Genomic DNA, 16559 nt, shown 5'->3' on the forward strand with positions numbered 1-16559 from the left:
ACGCTGGTCCGGTGGCCGGTGGTGGTGACGCCGGTTGGGTGGCTGGTGGTGACGCCGGTTGGGTAGCCGGGCGGGGTGATGCTGGGGCGGCAGCCGGGCACGGTGGTGCCGATTCAGTGGCCGGGCGCGGTGGCGCCGGCTCGGCGGCCGAGCTTGGTGACGCTGGCCCGGTGGCTGAGCTTGGTGACGCTGGCCCGGTGGCGGGGCCGGGCGAGACGGGTTCGGTGGTGGGGCGGAGTGAGGCTGGGTCTGTGGGTGCGGGCGGTGTCATGGGCGCGGGTGCGGCGGCTCCGGTGAACGGCGCGGTGGCGTACCGGATTGTCGGGATGGAGACGCATGACGTGCGGTTCCCGACCTCGCGGGAGCTCGACGGCTCCGACGCGATGAATCCGGACCCCGACTACTCGGCCGCGTACGTGGTGCTCAAGACCGATGACGGGTATGAGGGGCACGGCTTCGCGTTCACGATCGGGCGTGGCAACGACATCCAGACGACGGCCATCAGCGCGCTCGAACCGTACGTGATCGGCAAGACGGTCGAGGATCTCGGCACCCTCTACAAGGCCATGGTCAACGACTCGCAGTTGCGCTGGCTGGGGCCGGAGAAGGGCGTCATGCACATGGCGATCTCCGCCGTGGTCAACGCTCTGTGGGATCTGAAGGCCAAGCGCGCGGGCAAGCCGTTGTGGCGGTTGCTGTCGGACATGTCGCCCGAGGAGATCGTCGAGCTCATCGACTTCCGGTACCTGAGCGACGCGCTCACCAAGGACGAGGCCCTGCAGATCCTGAAGCGGCAGGAGAGCGGCAAGGCCGAGCGAGCCGGGCGGCTGAAGGAGATCGGCTACCCGGCCTACACGACCTCCCCCGGCTGGCTCGGCTACGACGACGAGAAGTTGCGGCGGCTCTGCAAGGAGGCCATCGAGCAGGGGTTCGGGCAGATCAAGCTCAAAGTCGGCGCCGACCTCGAGGACGACCGGCGGCGGTTCAGGGTGGCGCGCGAGGTGTGCGGGGACGACTTCCCGATCGCGATCGACGCCAACCAGCGCTGGGACGTCGGCTCCGGGATCGAGTGGATCAACGCGCTGCGCGAGTTCCGGCCGCACTGGGTCGAGGAGCCCACCAGCCCGGACGACGTGCTCGGCCATGCCACCATCGCCAGGGGCATCCACCCCATCCCGGTGGCGACCGGCGAACACGTCCAGAACCGCATCGTGTTCAAGCAACTCCTGCAGGCCGAGGCCGTCTCCTTCGTGCAGATCGACTCCGCCCGCGTCGGCGGCGTCAACGAGAACCTGGCGATCCTGTTGCTGGCGGCCAAGTTCGGCGTGCCGGTGTGCCCGCACGCGGGCGGCGTCGGGCTGTGCGAACTGGTGCAGCACTTGTCGATGTTCGATTATGTGGCGGTGACCGGGACGATGGACGGCCGCGTGATCGAGTACGTCGACCACCTCCACGAGCACTTCGTCGACCCGGTCGTCATCCGTGACGGGCGGTACGTGGCACCGTCCGCGCCGGGGTTCAGCGCGGAAATGCGTCCGGAATCGATCGCCGCCCATGCCTTCCCCGGCGGAGAGGTCTGGAGGGCGAGCGAATGATCAGCCGATCCCAGGCCGGTCCTGGGCCGCCCGAGGCCGTGCGCCTGAGTGGTGTGTCCCGTGGTGGGCGTCGGCGGGAGGCCGTACGCGGGAGCGGGAGGCTCCGTGGCGGGCGAGAGCCGGAGGCGCTGTGCTCGGGCGGTGGGTCGTGCGATGGGGCCAAAGGTGCTGTGTCCGGGCGGTGGGTCCTGCGATGGGGCCAAAGGTGCTGTGCTCGGGCGGTGGGTCCTGCGATGGGGCCGGAGCCGCTGTGTCCGGGCGGTGGGTCGTGCGATGGGCGGGAGTTGGAGGTCGTGCTCGTGAGCAGTCGGTTCGTTGACAGGCAGGTTCTGGAGGGTAGCGGATGAGCGAGGAACGTACGAGTCTGAAGGCGGTCGTCACCGGTGGAGGCTCAGGGATCGGGCTGGCCGCGGCCACCGCGCTCGCCGCACGCGGCATGACGGTTGCCTGTCTCGACCTCAACCCGCCCGGCGAGCCCTTCATCGGGATCAAGGCCGACGTCACCGACGACGCGCAGGTACGTGCCGCGGTGGCCGAGGCGGCCGAGCGGCTGGGCGGCATCGACGTGCTGGTGAACAACGCCGGTATCGGTGCGCAGGGCACCATCGAGGACAACCCGGACAGCGAATGGCATCGGGTGTTCGACGTCAACGTGCTCGGCATGGTCCGGGTGTCGCGGGCGGCGTTGCCGTACCTGAGGGAGTCCGAGCACGCCGCGATCGTGAACACCTGCTCGATCGCGGCCACCGCCGGGCTGCCGCAGCGGGCGCTCTACAGCGCTACCAAGGGTGCGGTGTTGTCGCTGACGCTCGCCATGGCCGCGGACCACATCCGCGAGGGCATCCGCGTCAACTGCGTCAATCCGGGCACCGCCGACACCCCGTGGGTCGCCAGGCTGCTGGACGCGGCCGACGACCCCGAGGCGGAGCGGGCGGCGCTCAACGCGAGGCAGCCGATGGGCCGCCTGGTCAGTGCGGAGGAGGTGGCGGCGGCGATCGCCTACCTCGCCGGCCCGGAGGCCGGCTCGACCACCGGGACGGCGATCGCAGTAGACGGCGGTATGCAAGGACTCCGGCTCAGACCGGCCAAGTGAGCCGGACCGGCCTGGCCCCGGCCGGACCTGGCCTGCTGCTGGATCCCGATCGGGTTTGTCGAGCTGACCGGGTTGGTTGAGCCCGATCGGGCCGGTTGAGCTTGATCGTCCCGTTGGGCTCGGTCTGGCTCGATCGCTGGGGTCGGTCTGGCTCGGCTGGTGTCCGATCGTCCCGCTGATGCCCGACCGGCCTGCTGGTGTCCAACCTGGCGTTGGGCCCAACGGGATCGAGTCGGACGGCATCGGGCCGATCGGGGATCGGGTCGGGCAGTGATTGGACTGGTCAGTGATTGGGCCGGGCAGTGATTGGGCCGGGCAGTGATTGGGCCGGGCAGTGATTGGGCCGGGCAGTGATTGGGCTGATCAGGGATCGGGTCGATCGGGTATCGGGTCGGGCAGGGATCGGGTCGATCGGGTATCGGGCCGGGCAGGGATCGGGCCGATCGGGTATCGGAGCGGACAGGTTTCGGGCTTGGCCGGTTGAGGTTTGCGCCAACCGAAAAAGGAAGGTAACCCCCCAAATGAAGTTCGGACGGGCGGTCGCGGCAGCGGCCCTCTTCACGGTTGTCACCGCGTGTGGCTCGGGTACCACGACGGCGGCAGGAGGAGGCGGCGGCGGGAAGGTCGGCATCGATCATCCCCGCGCCGACTCCGATTTCTGGAACTCCTACATCAAGTACGTCCCGCAGATGGCCGGCGAGCTCAAGGTGGAGCTCATGCCCGCCACCAACTCGCAGAACGACGTGGCCAAACTGGTCAACAACGTGCAGGCGTTGATCGGCCAGGGCGCCAAGGTCATCGTCATGGCCCCGCAGGACACCGGCGCCATAGCCAACACGCTCCAGCAACTGGAGAACAAGAAGATCCCCGTCGTCACCGTCGACACCCGGCCGGACAAGGGCAAGGTCTACATGGTCGTACGCGCCGACAACCGCGCGTACGGCACCAAGGCGTGCGAGTTCCTCGGCGAGAAGCTCGGCGGCAAGGGCAAGGTCGTGCAGCTCCAGGGCGCGCTCAGCTCGATCAACGGCCGTGACAGGTCGGAGGCGTTCCTGGAGTGCATGCAGACCAAGTTCCCGGGGATCACGGTGTTCAGCGAGCCGACCGAGTGGGAGGGCAGCAAGGCGGCGTCCATGCTGCAGACCCGCCTGGAGCAGAACCCCGACGTCAAGGGCGTCTACATGCACGCGGGCGGCGTGCACCTCGCCCCCACGTTGCAGGTGCTCAAGCAGAAGGGCCTGCTGGTCCCGCCCACCGATCCGAAGCACGTCTTCGTGGTCTCGAACGACGGCATCCCGCAGGAGTTCGAGGCGATCCGCAAGGGTGACATCGACGCCACGGTGTCGCAGCCGGCCGACCTGTACGCCAAGTACGCCCTGTACTACGCCAAGGCCGCGGCCGAGGGCAAGACGTTCAAGCCGGGCCCGACCGACCACGGCAGCACGATCATCCAGCTCCCGAACGGCCTGGAGGACCAGCTCCCCGCGCCGCTCGTGACCAAGGAGAACGTGGACGACCAGGCTCTCTGGGGCAACCAGGTCAAGTAGATGAGCATTCACGTTGAAGCCCGAAATGTCGTCAAGCGCTTCGGTCCGACCACCGCGCTGAACGGCGCGGAGATCGCGATCGCGGAAGGCGAGACCCACGCGCTCGTCGGCAGGAACGGCGCGGGGAAGTCCACCCTGGTGTCGATCCTCACCGGGCTCCAGCGGCCCGACGCGGGCGAGGTGCGGTTCTCGGGAGAGGCCGCACCCGCCCTCGCCGACCGCGACGCCTGGCGGCAGCGCGTCGCCTGCGTCTACCAGAAGTCCACGATCATCCCGGCGCTGACGGTCGCCGAGAACCTGTTCCTCAACCGCCAGTCCGACAAGGGCCGGATCAACTGGCGGGCGCTGCGGGCCAGGGCGCGTGAACTGCTCGACACGTACGAGGTGGACGTGGACGCGCAGGCGCTGGCCGGTGACCTGAGCGTCGAGCAGCGCCAGCTCGTGGAGATCGCCCGCGCGCTGTCGTTCGGGGCCCGGTTCATCATCCTCGACGAGCCGACCGCCCGCCTCGACGGCCCGGCCATCGAGCGGCTGTTCGCGCGCATGCGGTCGCTGCGCGAGCAGGGCGTCACCATGATGTACATCTCCCACCACCTCGACGAGGTCTACCAGATCTGCCAGACCGTCACGGTCTTCCGCGACGCCCGGCACGTCACGACCAGGGCGGTCGCCGACCTCCCGCACGACGAACTGGTGGCCGCGATGACGGGCGAGGCCACGGCCGCGTACGAATCGCGCGTGCGCACGCCCGGCGACCGGCTGGTGCTGGAGGGCACGGGCCTCACGCTGGCGGGCCGCTACACCGACGTCGACCTCTCCGTCAGGTCGGGCGAGGTCGTCGGCCTAGCCGGCTCCGCGAGCAGCGGCAAGGTCGGCCTGGCCGAGACCCTGGTCGGGCTGCGCAGGGCCGACACCGGCACGGTCGCGGTCAACGGCGCCCGGGTCAGGCCCGGCGACGTGCCCGCGGCGATGCGGGCCGGGCTCGGGTTCGTCCCTGAAGACCGCCACCACGAGGGTTTCGTCCCGCTGCTCTCGGTCGGGGAGAACGCCACGTTCCCGATCGCACGCAAGCTCGGCCGGTTCGGCGTGGTCTCTCCGTCCAGGCGGCGTGCCAAGGCGGAGGAGATGATCGAATCCCTCGACATCAAGACGGAAGGGCCCGACCAGCCGGTCGGAGACCTGTCGGGGGGCAATGCGCAGAAGGTGGTGTTCGCCCGCGCGCTGGTGGACGACCCGACCGTGCTCGTGGTGATCAACCCGACCGCGGGCGTCGACGTCAAGGCCAAGCAGGCGCTCCTCGGCGCCGTCGAGGACGCGGTCGAACGCGGCGCCGGGGCCGTGGTGGTCTCCGACGAGCTCGACGACCTGCGGATCTGCGATCGGGTGCTGGTGATGTTCCACGGCCGGGTCGTCAAGGACGTGCCGCGTGGCTGGACCGACCACGAGCTCGTGGCCGTGATGGAAGGCATAGAAGATTGACCACATTGACGGCGCCGGCCCCCCGGGCGCGGCTGGCCAGGTTCCGTGACCTGACGCTCGTACCGGTGATCGTGCTCCTGCTCGTCGTGGGCGCGTTCCTGGACCCGACGTTCCTGACCGCGGGCAACCTGACGAACGTGCTCCAGCAGCAGGCCGCGATCTCGCTGCTCGTACTGGCCGAGGCGATGATCCTGATCGCCGGCAAGTTCGACCTGTCACTGGAGTCCACGGTCGGCACCGCCCCGGCCATCGCGGTGATGCTGGTGGTCCCGGTCACGGCGGGCGGGTTAGGCATCGGGCTGCCGGGGACGCTGGTGATCCCGCTGGCCCTGCTCGTCGGGGCGGCGATCGGGGCGTTCAACGGCTTTCTGATCATCAGGTTCCAGCTCTCGGCGTTCATCGTGACGCTGGCGATGCTGATCATCGTGCACGGCCTCCTGCAGGGGCCGACCGAGGGCAAGACGTTGTTCCAGCTCCCCGACTCGATCCTGTACCTGGGCAGCGCCATGTGGCTGGGCCTGCCCGCGGCCGTCTGGATCGCCGGTCTGCTGTTCGCGGCGGGCATCTTCGGGCTCGGCTACCTGCGGCTCGGCCGCGCGCTCTACGCCATCGGCGGCAACCTCGACGCCGCCCGCGCCGCCGGCATCCGGGTGGACCGGGTGCTGTACGGCGTCTTCATCCTGGGCGGTACGCTGGCGGCGCTGGCCGGCATCCTGGAGACCGGACGCCTCGGAGCCATCGGCAACAACCAGGGCGTCGGCTGGATCTTCATGGTGTTCGCGGCGGCCGTCATCGGCGGCGTCAGCATGGACGGCGGCAAGGGCACGATCCTCGGCGCGCTCACCGGCGTGCTGGTGATCGGCCTGGTGCAGAACATCCTCACCCTGATCGGCGTATCGGGCTTCTGGCAGCCCGTCATCTACGGTTCGATCATTCTCGTCGCCCTGATGATCAGCCGGATCGCGGGCGGAAAGGCACAAGATTGATGGAACGGATCGACCTGCCCCGGCACGGCTTCGGCGGCGCCCCGATCGGCAACCTGTACGACGCGGTCACCGACGAGCAGGCCCGCGCCACGCTCGACGCCGCCTGGGAGAGCGGGGTCCGCCTGTACGACACCGCGCCCCACTACGGGCTCGGCCTGTCGGAGCGGCGCGTGGGCGCGGCCCTGGCCGGTCGCTCCGGCTACGTGCTGTCCACGAAGGTCGGGCGGCTGCTGCGGCCCAAGGCGTCCGGTGGCGAGCGCGACGACCAGGGCTTCGACGTTCCTGGGGACCTGGAGCGGGTGTGGGACTTCTCGGGTGACGGCGTCCGTACGTCGCTCGACGAGTCGCTGGCCCGCCTCGGCCTCCCGGCTGTGCACGTCGCCCTCATCCACGATCCCGATGAGCACGTGGACCAGGCGATCTCGGAGGCGTACCCGGCCCTGGCCGAGTTGAGGGCCGAGGGGCGGGTGCACGCGATCGGCGTCGGCATGAACCAGTGGCAGACTCCGCTGCGCTTCGTCCAGGAGACCGACATCGACATCGTCATGCTCGCGGGCCGCTACACTCTGCTCGACCAGTCGGGCCTGCCGCTCCTGGAGGAGTGCGTACGGCGCGGGGTCAGGGTGCTGGCGGCGGGCGTCTTCAACAGCGGCATCCTGGCCACGCACGAGCCGTCGGGCACTTACAACTACCAGCCCGCCCCGGCGTCGCTCGTGGACCGGGCCGCCAGGATCGCCGCCGTGTGCGAGCGCCACGGCGTCACGCTGCCCCAGGCGGCCATGGCCTTCCCGCTGCGCCACCCGGCGGTGGCCACGATCGTCCTGGGGGCACGTACGCCGCAGGAGGTCGTGGAGAACGCCGCCGTGTGGTCCCGCCCGGTGCCCGACTCCCTCTGGGAGGACCTGCGGGCGGAAGGGCTCCTGCCGGAGAAGGCGTAACGGGATCCACCGCCGGGCAAGGCGGCGAGATGAACGCCCGGGGCCGGAGGAGGAAGGGACGCAGCAGGGGAGGAGCCCCTGCCGCCGGAGGGAGGACCGGCCGGGGTTCGAGGAGAGCAGCCACGGTCAGGGAGGCGCGCCTGCTGTCCGGGCGGGGGTGAGCGGTCGTGGTCGGGGAGGTGTCGCCCTGGTCAGGTGGGGATGAGCAGCCACGACTTCGACGGCCCCGGTGCGTACGCCGAGTCCAGCCGCTTGGCCACCACCCCCGGCAACCCCTGCTCCCGCGCCGCCCGCAGCACCGGCCCCGCCTCCCCTGGCCACGACGGGGCCGTCTGCCAGTGGGCGCCTGTCAGACCGAGCGCCTCCAGGGCCGCCCGCCGGGCCGTGTACGGTTCGGCGACCAGCGATCGCCCGTTGTCGTACAGGAGGTCGTAGAAGACGAGGAGTTCGGTGCCGCCGAGGGTGGCCACCTCCCCGTCCAGCACGGCCGAGCGGCTGCCGAACGACTCGGCCAGCCCGCGCAGCCACGGGTGCTCGCGGGCGGCGTCCGTGCGTCCCCCGTCGATGGGGACGAGGAGGCGGCGCCCGCCCCAGGCGAACTCGAAGGCGTAGGCGGCGGCGTCCTTGGGGGGCCTGGCGCGCGCGGTGGGCAGCATGGGCTCCACGGACGGGAACGGGTCGCGGACGGCCGAGCCCATCCGGTGGATCATCCAGTTCTTGTCCCGCGTCCTGAACAGCACGAACCGGCCCGCGGCCCGCTCACCGCGCAGCACGAACTTGACCTCGCGGTCCGACCACTTCTCGGTGTCGTAGGTGCCGGTGTCCCAGACGGTCATGGTGCCGCCGCCGTACTCGCCCTGCGGGATCTCGCCGTGGAAGGTGAGGTACTCCATCGGGTGGTCCTCGGTCTGCACCGCCAGGTGGTTGGTGCCGGGGTCGGCGGGCAGGCCCTTGGGGACGGCCCAGGAGACCAGCACGCCGTCGCGTTCCAGCCGCAGGTCCCAGTGCAGGGAGCGGGCGTGGTGCTCCTGGATGACGAACGCGTTCCCGCCGGGGGAGGCGGCGGCTGTCTCGGGGATGGGCTCAGGGGTACGTCCGGGGTCGCGTTTGCTCCGATATCTGCTGAGTTTGTCGGACACAACACCCGTCCTACCCGCTGCGGTCCTCCCCGATCGGCGACCAGACGCGGGCCCTGTCCATCGGGCCCTGTCCATCGGGCCCAGTCCTTGGGGCGATGTCCATCGGCCGCCGGCCCTCCTTCACCGCGTGCCCGAAGGTACCGGAGTCCTCCGACGTGTGCCCGCGCCGCCCTTCGGCCGGAGTCGCGGGGTGCGCGGTCGCGTGCCTTGCGTCAGTCGAGCTCCAGGGCTCGGCGCAGCCACGCCTCCACGCCCGCCACGTGGACGGTCGCCCACGAGCGGGCCACGTCGGCCTGGCGGGCGGCGATGGCCTCGTAGATCGCGGTGTGCTGTTCGCGCGTCTTGTCCATCGCGCCCTCCTGGGTGAGCCCCCGCCAGATCCGGGCCCGCGTGGTCGGACCCGACAGGCTCTCGATGAACGAGCACAGCACGCTGTTGCCCGAGCCCTGCGCGATCCGGTGGTGGAACTGCAGGTCGTTGGCCACCAGCTCCTCGACCGTGGGCCGCTCGGGCAGCGAATCGAGGATCACCCGCAGCTCCGCGATGTCGGCCTCGGTCATCAGCTCGGTCGCCATCGCCGTGGCGGCCGGTTCGAGGATGCGCCGGACCTCGAAGAACTGGATCACCGTGTCGTCGCGGTGCAGGTCGAGCACGAACGACATGGTGTCGAGCAGGAGGTGGGGCTCCAGGCTGGTGACGTAGGTGCCGTCGCCCTGGCGTACGTCGAGCACGTTGATCAGCGACAGCGCGCGCACGGCCTCGCGCAACGAGTTGCGTGACAGGCCGAGCCGCTCGGCGAGGTCGGCCTCCTTCGGCAGGCGGTCGCCCGGGGTCAGCTCCCCCGAGACGATCATTTCTTTGATCTTGTCGATGGCCGCGTCGGTGACCGCCACGCTCTTCCCCCTAGACATCGGATGTCTAGGAGTCTAGAGCCTGGAAGCGGACGGGATCGACCCCGGCGACCCGGCGGATCGCGCCCCGGGCCTCCAGGGTGCGCAGGTGTGCCGCGGCCTCGCCGGCCGCCATGCCCCGCAGGGTCGGGGGCAAGTCGTCCCACGGCCTGTTCCACGTCATCATCGCGGCGACCTCCCAGATGGTCAGTGGCTGCGGTCGCCGGGTGAGCAGGGCGCGCAGCCGTTCGAGCTTCTCCTCGTGATGGTGGCGGATCTCGGCGGCGCGTGCGGCCACATCAGGAAATATCCACTCATGGGCGGGCAGGGCGTCGAGAGGGCCGTTGAGAGAGCTGAGGTCGCTCACGCGGTCCAGCGAGTCCAGGAAGTCGCTCAGGGGATCGACGTCGTCACGGTCGTACGGATAGATGCCGACGTGCGGGGTGATGTCGGGCAGGACGTGGTCACCGGTGAAGATCCGGTCGGCGTCCTCCAGGTGCAGGCAGATGTGGCCCGGCGTGTGGCCGGGGGTGTGCACGGCCCGCAGCTTGCGGCCCGGCAGGTCCACCAGGTCGCCGTCACGCAGCTCACGGTCGGGCTGCGCGGGCGGGGTGGGCCGCTCGCCCATGGCCTGCCTGGCCTCGCCCGGGTCGGCCCCGGCCCGCCGGAGCATGTCGGCATGGAAGTCGTCGTGGCCGGTGGCCACGTACTCGGTCATGAGCCTGACCAGCGCGGCATCGTCTTCATGCATGGCGATCCAGGCGCCGGACGCCTCCTTCACCTGCCCGGCCAGCCCGGCGTGGTCGGGGTGGAAGTGGGTGACGACCACCCCGCGCACCGCGTTCACGTCCAGGCCGAGCGCCGCCAGGCCGCCGCTGAGCGCCTCCCACGCGTCGGGGTGGTTCCAGCCGGCGTCGACCAGTACGGGGCCTTTGGGCGACTCGACGGCGTAGACGAGCGTGTACCCCAGCGGGCTGCCCGGTATCGGCACCGGCACGCTCCACACCCCGCCGCCGAGGTCCTGCGGCCGCTGCTCCGCGTACGGCCTGCGCCTGCTCTTCATGTGCCCCCCGATCGAACCGAGTACGTCATTCCGCGTGGACCGGCGAGCGGATACCCGCTCAGCCGACCCGTTCCAGAACCGTGGCCGTGGCCAGCGCCCCACCGGCGCACATCGTGACCAGCGCGGTCGCCGAGTCCGACCGCTCCAGCTCGTGCAGCGCCGTGGTGATCAGCCGCGCGCCCGTGGCCCCCACCGGGTGGCCGAGCGCGATCGCACCGCCGTTGACGTTGACCCGGTCGAGGTCGGGCTCGTGCACGCCCGCCCAGGACAGGACGACCGCGGCGAACGCCTCGTTCACCTCGAACCGATCGAGATCGCCGATCGTCATGCCCGCCGCCGCCAGCACCCTGGCCGTGGCCTCGACCGGCCCGTCCAGGTGGTAGTACGGCTCGGCCCCGACCAGCGCCTGCGCGCGGATCCGAGCGCGGGGCCGCAGCCCGTGCCGCCGCGCCGCCTCCTCGCTCATCACCAGCACGGCCGCCGCGCCGTCGGAGATCTGCGAGGAGGTGCCGGCGGTGTGCAGGCCGTCCTCGACCACGGGTTTGAGCCGGGCCAGGCCGTCGACGGTGGTCTCGCGCAAGCCCTGGTCCCTGCGTACGCCGCCGACGGGCACGATCTCCCGCTCGAACCGTCCGTCGGCCCACGCCTTGCCCGCCAGCCGCTGCGAGCGCGCCCCGAACCAGTCGAGTCGCTCGCGCGTCAGCCCGCGCCGCCGGGCGATCCGCTCGGCGGCGGTGAACTGGTCGGGCAGGTCGATGCTCCAGTCTTCCGGCCTGGGCCGGGCGGGCCGTACGTTGCTGCCCAGCGGCGCCCGGCTCATGACCTCGACCCCGCAGCCGATGCCCACCTCGATGGCGCCCGCCCCGATCAGCGCCGCCGCCAGGTGCACGGCCTGCTGGGAGGAACCGCACTGGGAGTCGACCGTGGTGACCCCGCTCTGGTACGGCAGCCCGGCGTAGAGCCAGGCGTAGCGGCCGATGTGTCCGCCCTGCTCGCCCGCCTGGGTCACGCATCCGGCGAACACCTGCTCCACGATCGCCGGATCGATGCCCGACCGCTCGACCAGGCCGTTGAGCGCGCCGGCCAGAACCTGTTGCGGTTTGAGCCCCGACAGCCATCCCGCCCGCTTCCCTATCGGAGTGCGTACGGCCTCGACAATCACTGGTACGCCCACGGTCGCCTCCAGAACGATGCTCTGGCGCGACTGTAACGCGTTCTACTTTGCCGTGGAAGCCTCGCTCGCCAAAGTCGCGGGCAGGTCGAAGACGCCGAACAGCTTCTCCTCGAAGAACATCCCGACGTGGCTGATCCGATCGCCGGAAAAGGTCAGCACCATGATCGCGAACTCGTGGTACACGCCGTCGCGGCGGTGGTAGACGGCGAAGGCCGGCTGCCCGTTGGCGGCCACCGGAATCAGCTTGAGATCGCCGGCGCGCTCGGCCGGGCACTGCGTCCTGGTCAGCTCGGCGATCGTCTCCGGACCCTGGTACCAGCCGACGAACGGCGGCATCTCCCAGATCGCGTCCTTGGTGAACAGGTCGACCAGCGCGTCCACGTCGTAGTCCTCGAACGCGGCGACGTAGCGGTCGAGCATCGCCCGCTGCCCCTGCGACAGCGGCTCCACCGGGTCGTCGAGGCTGGGCGAGACCTCGTTGAGCTGGGCGCGGGCCCGCTGGAGGATGCTGTTGACCGCGGCGGTGGAGGTGCCGACCGCCTCCGCCACCTCGGCGGCCTTCCACTTGAGCACGTCACGCAGGATCAGCACCGCGCGCTGCCGGGGCGGCAGGTGTTGCAGTGCGGCGATCAGCGCGAGCCGGATGCTCTCGCGCGAGGCCACGATCGAGGCCGGGTCGTCGCCGGCGCTCACCCCCGCCAGCGCGTCGGGCACCGGTTGGAGCCACGGCACCTCGTCGTCCGACACCAGGGGAGCGGTCGCCTCCAGGCTCGGGGCGCCGAGCCCGGTCGGCAGCGGGCGCCTGGACCGGCTGTCGAGCGCGGTCAGGCAGGTGGTGGTGGCGATGCGGTAGAGCCACGTACGCAGGGACGAGCGGCCCTCGAACCCGTCGTACGCCTTCCACGCGCGTAGATACGTCTCCTGCACGAGGTCCTCGGCGTCGTGCACGGACCCCATCATGCGGTAGCAGTGCGCCAGCAGTTCGCGCCGCATCGGATCAGCCAGCCGGAGGAAGTCCTCATTTGTCGGCTTGTCGGTCATACCCCCTTGTATAGACGCCGCCACCGACAGTTCGACGAATTCTTTACCACCACGCGGTCAATTAGTGCATCTCCCTTTACCCGGGCGGCCCGGCCGGCCGCCACGTCGGCGGTGCTCAGTGGGGCACGGTCAGCACGATCTTGCCGGTCGTCCGGTTGGTCTCGCCCAGCTCGTGCGCCTTGGCCGCCTCGGCCAGCGGCAGGACGGCGGCGATCTCCGGCCGCAGCCTGCCCGCCTCCACCAGCGCCGCGAGCGCCCGCAACGCGGCCTGGTCGGGCTCGACCAGGATGGCCTCCGAGCGGATGCCCAGCGCCGCCGCCCTGTCGTGCAGGCCGGGATCGAGCAGGCTGAGGGCCAGCGAGATGATCGTGCCGCCCGCGCGCATCGTACGCAGCGAGCGCTGACCGTAGTCGCCGCCGATGGCGTCGAGCACCACGTCCACGTCCCGTACGACCTCGGCGAAGTCCTGTTCGCGGTAGTCCACCAGCTCGTCGGCGCCCAGCCCGCGCAGGAAGTCGTGCTTGGCCGCGCTGGCCGTGCCGATCACGTACGCGCCACGGGCTTTGGCGATCTGCACCGCCAGGTGCCCGACCCCGCCGGCCGCGGCATGGATCAGCACCCGGTGGCCAGGCTCCAGTTGGGCGACGTCCACCAGCGCCTGCCATGCGGTCAGCCCGGCGAGCGGAACGGCCGCCGCGTGCACGTGGTCGACGCTCGCGGGCTTGCGGACGAAGTGCCGCGACGGCGCGGTCACGTACTCGGCGAAGGCGCCATGCCCCTGCGGGTAACGCAGCAGGCCGAACACCTCGTCGCCCGGCCGGTGCAGCGCCTGCCCGACGCCGGAGCCCTCGACCACCCCCGAGACCTCCCACCCCAGCACGAACGGCGGTGGCATCCGCAGGATCCCGCCGCTGGCCCGTGTCTTCCAGTCGGTCGGGTTGAGGCCCGCCGCCTCCACCCGCACCAGCACCTCGGTCGGGCCCGGCACCGGCCGGTCCACCTCGACCACCTTGAGCACCTCAGGGCCGCCGAGCGTGTCCTGACTGATCGCCTTCATCTTCATGGGCCCCAGCCTGCTGGCCCGGCAGCCCTTTCGCGAGTGGTCCGGAGGTCAGGATGGGCAAGGATCGGGCCACGCGTCCTTTGCCGCGGTGCGGCGAGGGGTCAGATGTCGGCGAACAGTCGCGTGGCGGCCGTCTCGATGCGTCGCTGGATCTGGTCATAGGTGCGCCGCCCCCGCAGCATCTCCAGCAGCTCCTGCACCCACACGCTCGCCAGCGACCCCGCGAGGTCGATCTGCTCCTCGCCGGCCTCCTCCAGCGTCAGCCCGTCGGCCGAGACCCGCAGCAGCAGCCCCGTCATGCGGTCGCCGAACGGTGTCTGCACCTCGGCCATGATCAACGACCGGATGAGCGCGTCGGCCAGCTCGGGCTCGCGCATCAGCCCCCGGGTGGCCCGCATCAGCACGTCGACGGCCCGGCTGGACGGCGTGGCGGCCCCCGGTGGACGGCGCTCGATGCTGCTCTCCAGCAGATCGATCTCCTCACCCACCACGGCTACGACGAGATCCATCTTGGAGGGGAAGTATCGGTAGAGCGTGCCGAGCGCCACGCCCGCGCGCTCGGCCACTGTGCGCATCTGCATGGCCTCGACCCCGCCGCGCGAGGCCAGCGCCGCGGCGGCCTGGACGATGCGCTTGCGGCGTTGGTGCTGGCTACGCGTACGGACGCTGTGCCCGCTCGGCGCGGGGTGGCTCTCCATGGTCCCCTCGGGGTCGCTGAGGGGCGCGGCGACTGACGCGTGCGTGGAACGCATGAGAACACGTTATCTGATTTCTCGATTACAGGGCTTGTTACTCGCGGGTCACAAACGAGCTGTATTGGCCCATGTCTCCGGCGTTACACGCATATAACACTCATTATTGGCAGGGATGACCTCTGGACAGATATTAGAATCTGTTCTAGTTTGCGAGTCGGCTTACCTAGCGCTTGCTGGAGTAGCGATGACCGCGGACACGCTCGCCTCCCTGCTGATCGCACGGGCCGAGGACGATCGACCTGGGCTCATGTTCGAGGACGAGGTGTGGACGTGGCGCGAGCACGTCGCCGCCTGCCTGGCCGCCGGGGCGTGGCTGTCCGCACGAGGAGCGGCCAGGCACGTCGGGGTGCTCAGCGAGAACGTCCCCGGCCTGCTCGTCCTCATCGGGGGAGCGGCCGTGGCCGGGCACGTGGTCGTCGCGCTCAACCCGACGCGCCCGGTCGACGAGCTGATCCGCGACGCCCGCGCCACCGACGTGGACCTCGTCCTCGCCGACGCCCCCTTCGGCGCCCTGGCCAGGGAGGTCGCCGCACCCCTCGGTGTGCCGCACCTGCCTCTGGGGCATGACCTGTTCCGCACCCGGGAGCGGGTGTTCGGGGACGCGCCCGCCCCCGGCGACCTGGTGATGCTGATCTTCACCTCGGGCACCTCGGGACGCCCGCGCGCCGTCCGGATCACGCAGCGCAAGCTCGCCGTCCCCGGGCTCAGCCTGGCGGCCCTGCTCACTCCCGGCGACGTCGTCTACTGCTCGATGCCGCTGTTCCACTCGGGCGCCCTCATGGCCGCCTACGCCCCGGCCGTGGCGTCGGGAGCGGCGCTGGCGCTCAGGCGCCGGTTCTCGGCCTCCGGCCTGCTGCCCGACCTCAGACGGTACGGCGCGACGTACCTCCACTACGTCGGCAAGGCCCTGTCCTACGCCCTGGCCACCCCCGAACGACCGGACGACGCAGACAACCCGCTCAGGATCGCGTTCGGGAACGAGGGCAGCGCGGCGGCGACCAGGAGATTCGGGCAGCGGTACGGGTGCCGGGTCATCGACGCCTTCGGCTCCACGGAGACCGCCATCTCGTTCACGCCCGACCCGTCGGCGCCGCCCGGCTGCCTCGGACGCCTGCCCGACGGCGTACGGATCCTCGACCCCTTCACCGGACGGCCCTGCCCGCCCGCCCGCATCGAGGACGGCCGCCTGCTCAACCCGGACGAGGCCGTCGGCGAGCTGGTCAACACGGCCGGGCTGGGGCTGTTCGACGGCTACTACAACGACCCGGAGGCGGACGCCGAGCGGATCAGGGACGGCGCGTTCTGGTCCGGCGACCTGGCCTACGCGGACCAGGACGGCCACGTGTACTTCGCCGGCCGGGGCACCGAACGGCTGCGCGTGGACGGCGAGAACCTGGCGGTCGCGCCCATCGAGGCCGCGCTGCGGGAGTTTGGCGGGGTGGTGGAGGCGGCGGTGTACCCGGTGCCGGACGCGGCGGCAGGTGACCAGGTGATGGCGGCGCTCGTGCTGGAGGGCGACTTCGACCCGGCGGCGTTCACGGCCTTCCTGGCCGCCCGCCGCGATCTGGGCGCCAAGTCCCTGCCGCGCTACGTCCGCCTCGCCCGTGAGCTTCCGCAGACGCCCTCGCACAAGGTCGTCAAGCGGCACCTCGCCCGCGAGGCGTGGCGTACGGCGGACCCGGTCTGGTGGCGTGCCCCCGGCGGGCTGCGGCCGCTGACCGACGCGGACGCCAAGGGCATCGAGGAGGAGTTCGTACGGCACGGCAGGCATCACCTCTTGGAGACGTAGTGGATTG

The 16559-nt window shown here is 70.8% G+C and carries 14 protein-coding genes; 7 read left to right on the top strand and 7 right to left on the bottom strand.

Annotated features, from left to right (window positions below; all coding sequences use genetic code 11):
• Window positions 1–251 precede the first annotated feature (251 nt).
• The 6 genes from ABD844_RS24155 to ABD844_RS24180 all read left to right on the top strand — a co-directional run bounded on the left by ABD844_RS24155 (window position 252) and on the right by ABD844_RS24180 (window position 7638).
• On the top strand, window positions 252–1595 hold the full coding sequence (locus ABD844_RS24155; RefSeq protein ID WP_344882099.1) for an L-fuconate dehydratase: 1344 nt from the start codon (window positions 252–254) through the stop codon (window positions 1593–1595).
• A gap of 343 nt (window positions 1596–1938) precedes the next feature.
• The gene (locus ABD844_RS24160; RefSeq protein ID WP_344882102.1) at window positions 1939–2688 is read left to right on the top strand and encodes an SDR family NAD(P)-dependent oxidoreductase; all 750 of its coding nucleotides are present in this window, start codon (window positions 1939–1941) and stop codon (window positions 2686–2688) included.
• A gap of 521 nt (window positions 2689–3209) precedes the next feature.
• Window positions 3210–4235, top strand: coding sequence for a sugar ABC transporter substrate-binding protein (locus ABD844_RS24165; RefSeq protein ID WP_344882105.1), 1026 nt, complete (start codon window positions 3210–3212; stop codon window positions 4233–4235).
• The gene (locus ABD844_RS24170; protein WP_344882107.1) at window positions 4236–5714 is read left to right on the top strand and encodes a sugar ABC transporter ATP-binding protein; all 1479 of its coding nucleotides are present in this window, start codon (window positions 4236–4238) and stop codon (window positions 5712–5714) included. It abuts the gene before it with no gap.
• Complete coding sequence (locus tag ABD844_RS24175) at window positions 5711–6700, top strand: ABC transporter permease (protein ID WP_344882110.1); 990 nt, start codon at window positions 5711–5713, stop codon at window positions 6698–6700. The genes ABD844_RS24170 and ABD844_RS24175 overlap by 4 nt, the downstream gene beginning before the upstream one ends.
• Entirely contained in the window at window positions 6700–7638 is a 939-nt protein-coding gene (locus tag ABD844_RS24180) for an aldo/keto reductase (RefSeq protein ID WP_344882113.1), read from the top strand. Before ABD844_RS24175 ends, ABD844_RS24180 begins: the two co-directional genes overlap by 1 nt.
• 191 nt (window positions 7639–7829) lie before the next feature.
• Here ABD844_RS24180 and ABD844_RS24185 read toward each other — a convergent pair whose 3' ends face one another.
• The 7 genes from ABD844_RS24185 to ABD844_RS24215 all read right to left on the bottom strand — a co-directional run bounded on the left by ABD844_RS24185 (window position 7830) and on the right by ABD844_RS24215 (window position 14760).
• Entirely contained in the window at window positions 7830–8777 is a 948-nt protein-coding gene (locus ABD844_RS24185) for a DNA polymerase ligase N-terminal domain-containing protein (protein WP_344882116.1), read from the bottom strand.
• A 212-nt stretch (window positions 8778–8989) separates the two neighbouring features.
• On the bottom strand, window positions 8990–9670 hold the full coding sequence (locus ABD844_RS24190; RefSeq protein WP_344882118.1) for a FadR/GntR family transcriptional regulator: 681 nt from the start codon (window positions 9668–9670) through the stop codon (window positions 8990–8992).
• A 25-nt stretch (window positions 9671–9695) separates the two neighbouring features.
• A complete protein-coding gene (locus ABD844_RS24195) occupies window positions 9696–10730 on the bottom strand; it encodes an MBL fold metallo-hydrolase (protein WP_344882120.1) in 1035 nt (344 codons plus the stop codon).
• A gap of 58 nt (window positions 10731–10788) precedes the next feature.
• Window positions 10789–11904, bottom strand: a complete 1116-nt coding sequence (locus tag ABD844_RS24200; RefSeq protein WP_344882123.1) for a steroid 3-ketoacyl-CoA thiolase — start codon at window positions 11902–11904, stop codon at window positions 10789–10791.
• A 42-nt stretch (window positions 11905–11946) separates the two neighbouring features.
• Window positions 11947–12945, bottom strand: a complete 999-nt coding sequence (locus ABD844_RS24205) for a sigma-70 family RNA polymerase sigma factor (protein WP_344882126.1) — start codon at window positions 12943–12945, stop codon at window positions 11947–11949.
• A gap of 115 nt (window positions 12946–13060) precedes the next feature.
• Entirely contained in the window at window positions 13061–14002 is a 942-nt protein-coding gene (locus tag ABD844_RS24210) for an NADP-dependent oxidoreductase (protein ID WP_344882559.1), read from the bottom strand.
• Window positions 14003–14109: 107 nt separating this feature from the next.
• Window positions 14110–14760 carry a TetR family transcriptional regulator gene (locus ABD844_RS24215; RefSeq protein ID WP_425568633.1) on the bottom strand — a complete coding sequence of 217 codons (651 nt, stop codon included), beginning with the start codon at window positions 14758–14760 and terminating at the stop codon, window positions 14110–14112.
• A 187-nt stretch (window positions 14761–14947) separates the two neighbouring features.
• Between ABD844_RS24215 and ABD844_RS24220 the strand changes: the two genes are divergently transcribed.
• Window positions 14948–16552: an AMP-binding protein gene (locus ABD844_RS24220; protein ID WP_344882129.1), complete on the top strand. Its 1605-nt coding sequence runs from the start codon at window positions 14948–14950 to the stop codon at window positions 16550–16552.
• The last annotated feature ends 7 nt before the right edge of the window (window positions 16553–16559 follow it).

This window comes from Nonomuraea antimicrobica, from assembly GCF_039536965.1.
GTDB lineage: Bacteria > Actinomycetota > Actinomycetes > Streptosporangiales > Streptosporangiaceae > Nonomuraea > Nonomuraea antimicrobica.

Bases quoted from the DNA above. Each gene is read 5' to 3' on its own strand.
- ABD844_RS24160 (WP_344882102.1), top strand. From the start codon at position 1,939: ATGAGCGAGGAACGTACGAGTCTGAAGGCGGTCGTCACCGGTGGAGGC.
- ABD844_RS24165 (WP_344882105.1), top strand. From the start codon at position 3,210: ATGAAGTTCGGACGGGCGGTCGCGGCAGCGGCCCTCTTCACGGTTGTC.
- ABD844_RS24170 (WP_344882107.1), top strand. From the start codon at position 4,236: ATGAGCATTCACGTTGAAGCCCGAAATGTCGTCAAGCGCTTCGGTCCG.
- ABD844_RS24180 (WP_344882113.1), top strand. From the start codon at position 6,700: ATGGAACGGATCGACCTGCCCCGGCACGGCTTCGGCGGCGCCCCGATC.
- ABD844_RS24195 (WP_344882120.1), bottom strand. From the start codon at position 10,730: ATGAAGAGCAGGCGCAGGCCGTACGCGGAGCAGCGGCCGCAGGACCTC.
- ABD844_RS24205 (WP_344882126.1), bottom strand. From the start codon at position 12,945: ATGACCGACAAGCCGACAAATGAGGACTTCCTCCGGCTGGCTGATCCG.
- ABD844_RS24210 (WP_344882559.1), bottom strand. From the start codon at position 14,002: ATGAAGGCGATCAGTCAGGACACGCTCGGCGGCCCTGAGGTGCTCAAG.
- ABD844_RS24215 (WP_425568633.1), bottom strand. From the start codon at position 14,760: ATGCGTTCCACGCACGCGTCAGTCGCCGCGCCCCTCAGCGACCCCGAG.
- ABD844_RS24220 (WP_344882129.1), top strand. From the start codon at position 14,948: ATGACCGCGGACACGCTCGCCTCCCTGCTGATCGCACGGGCCGAGGAC.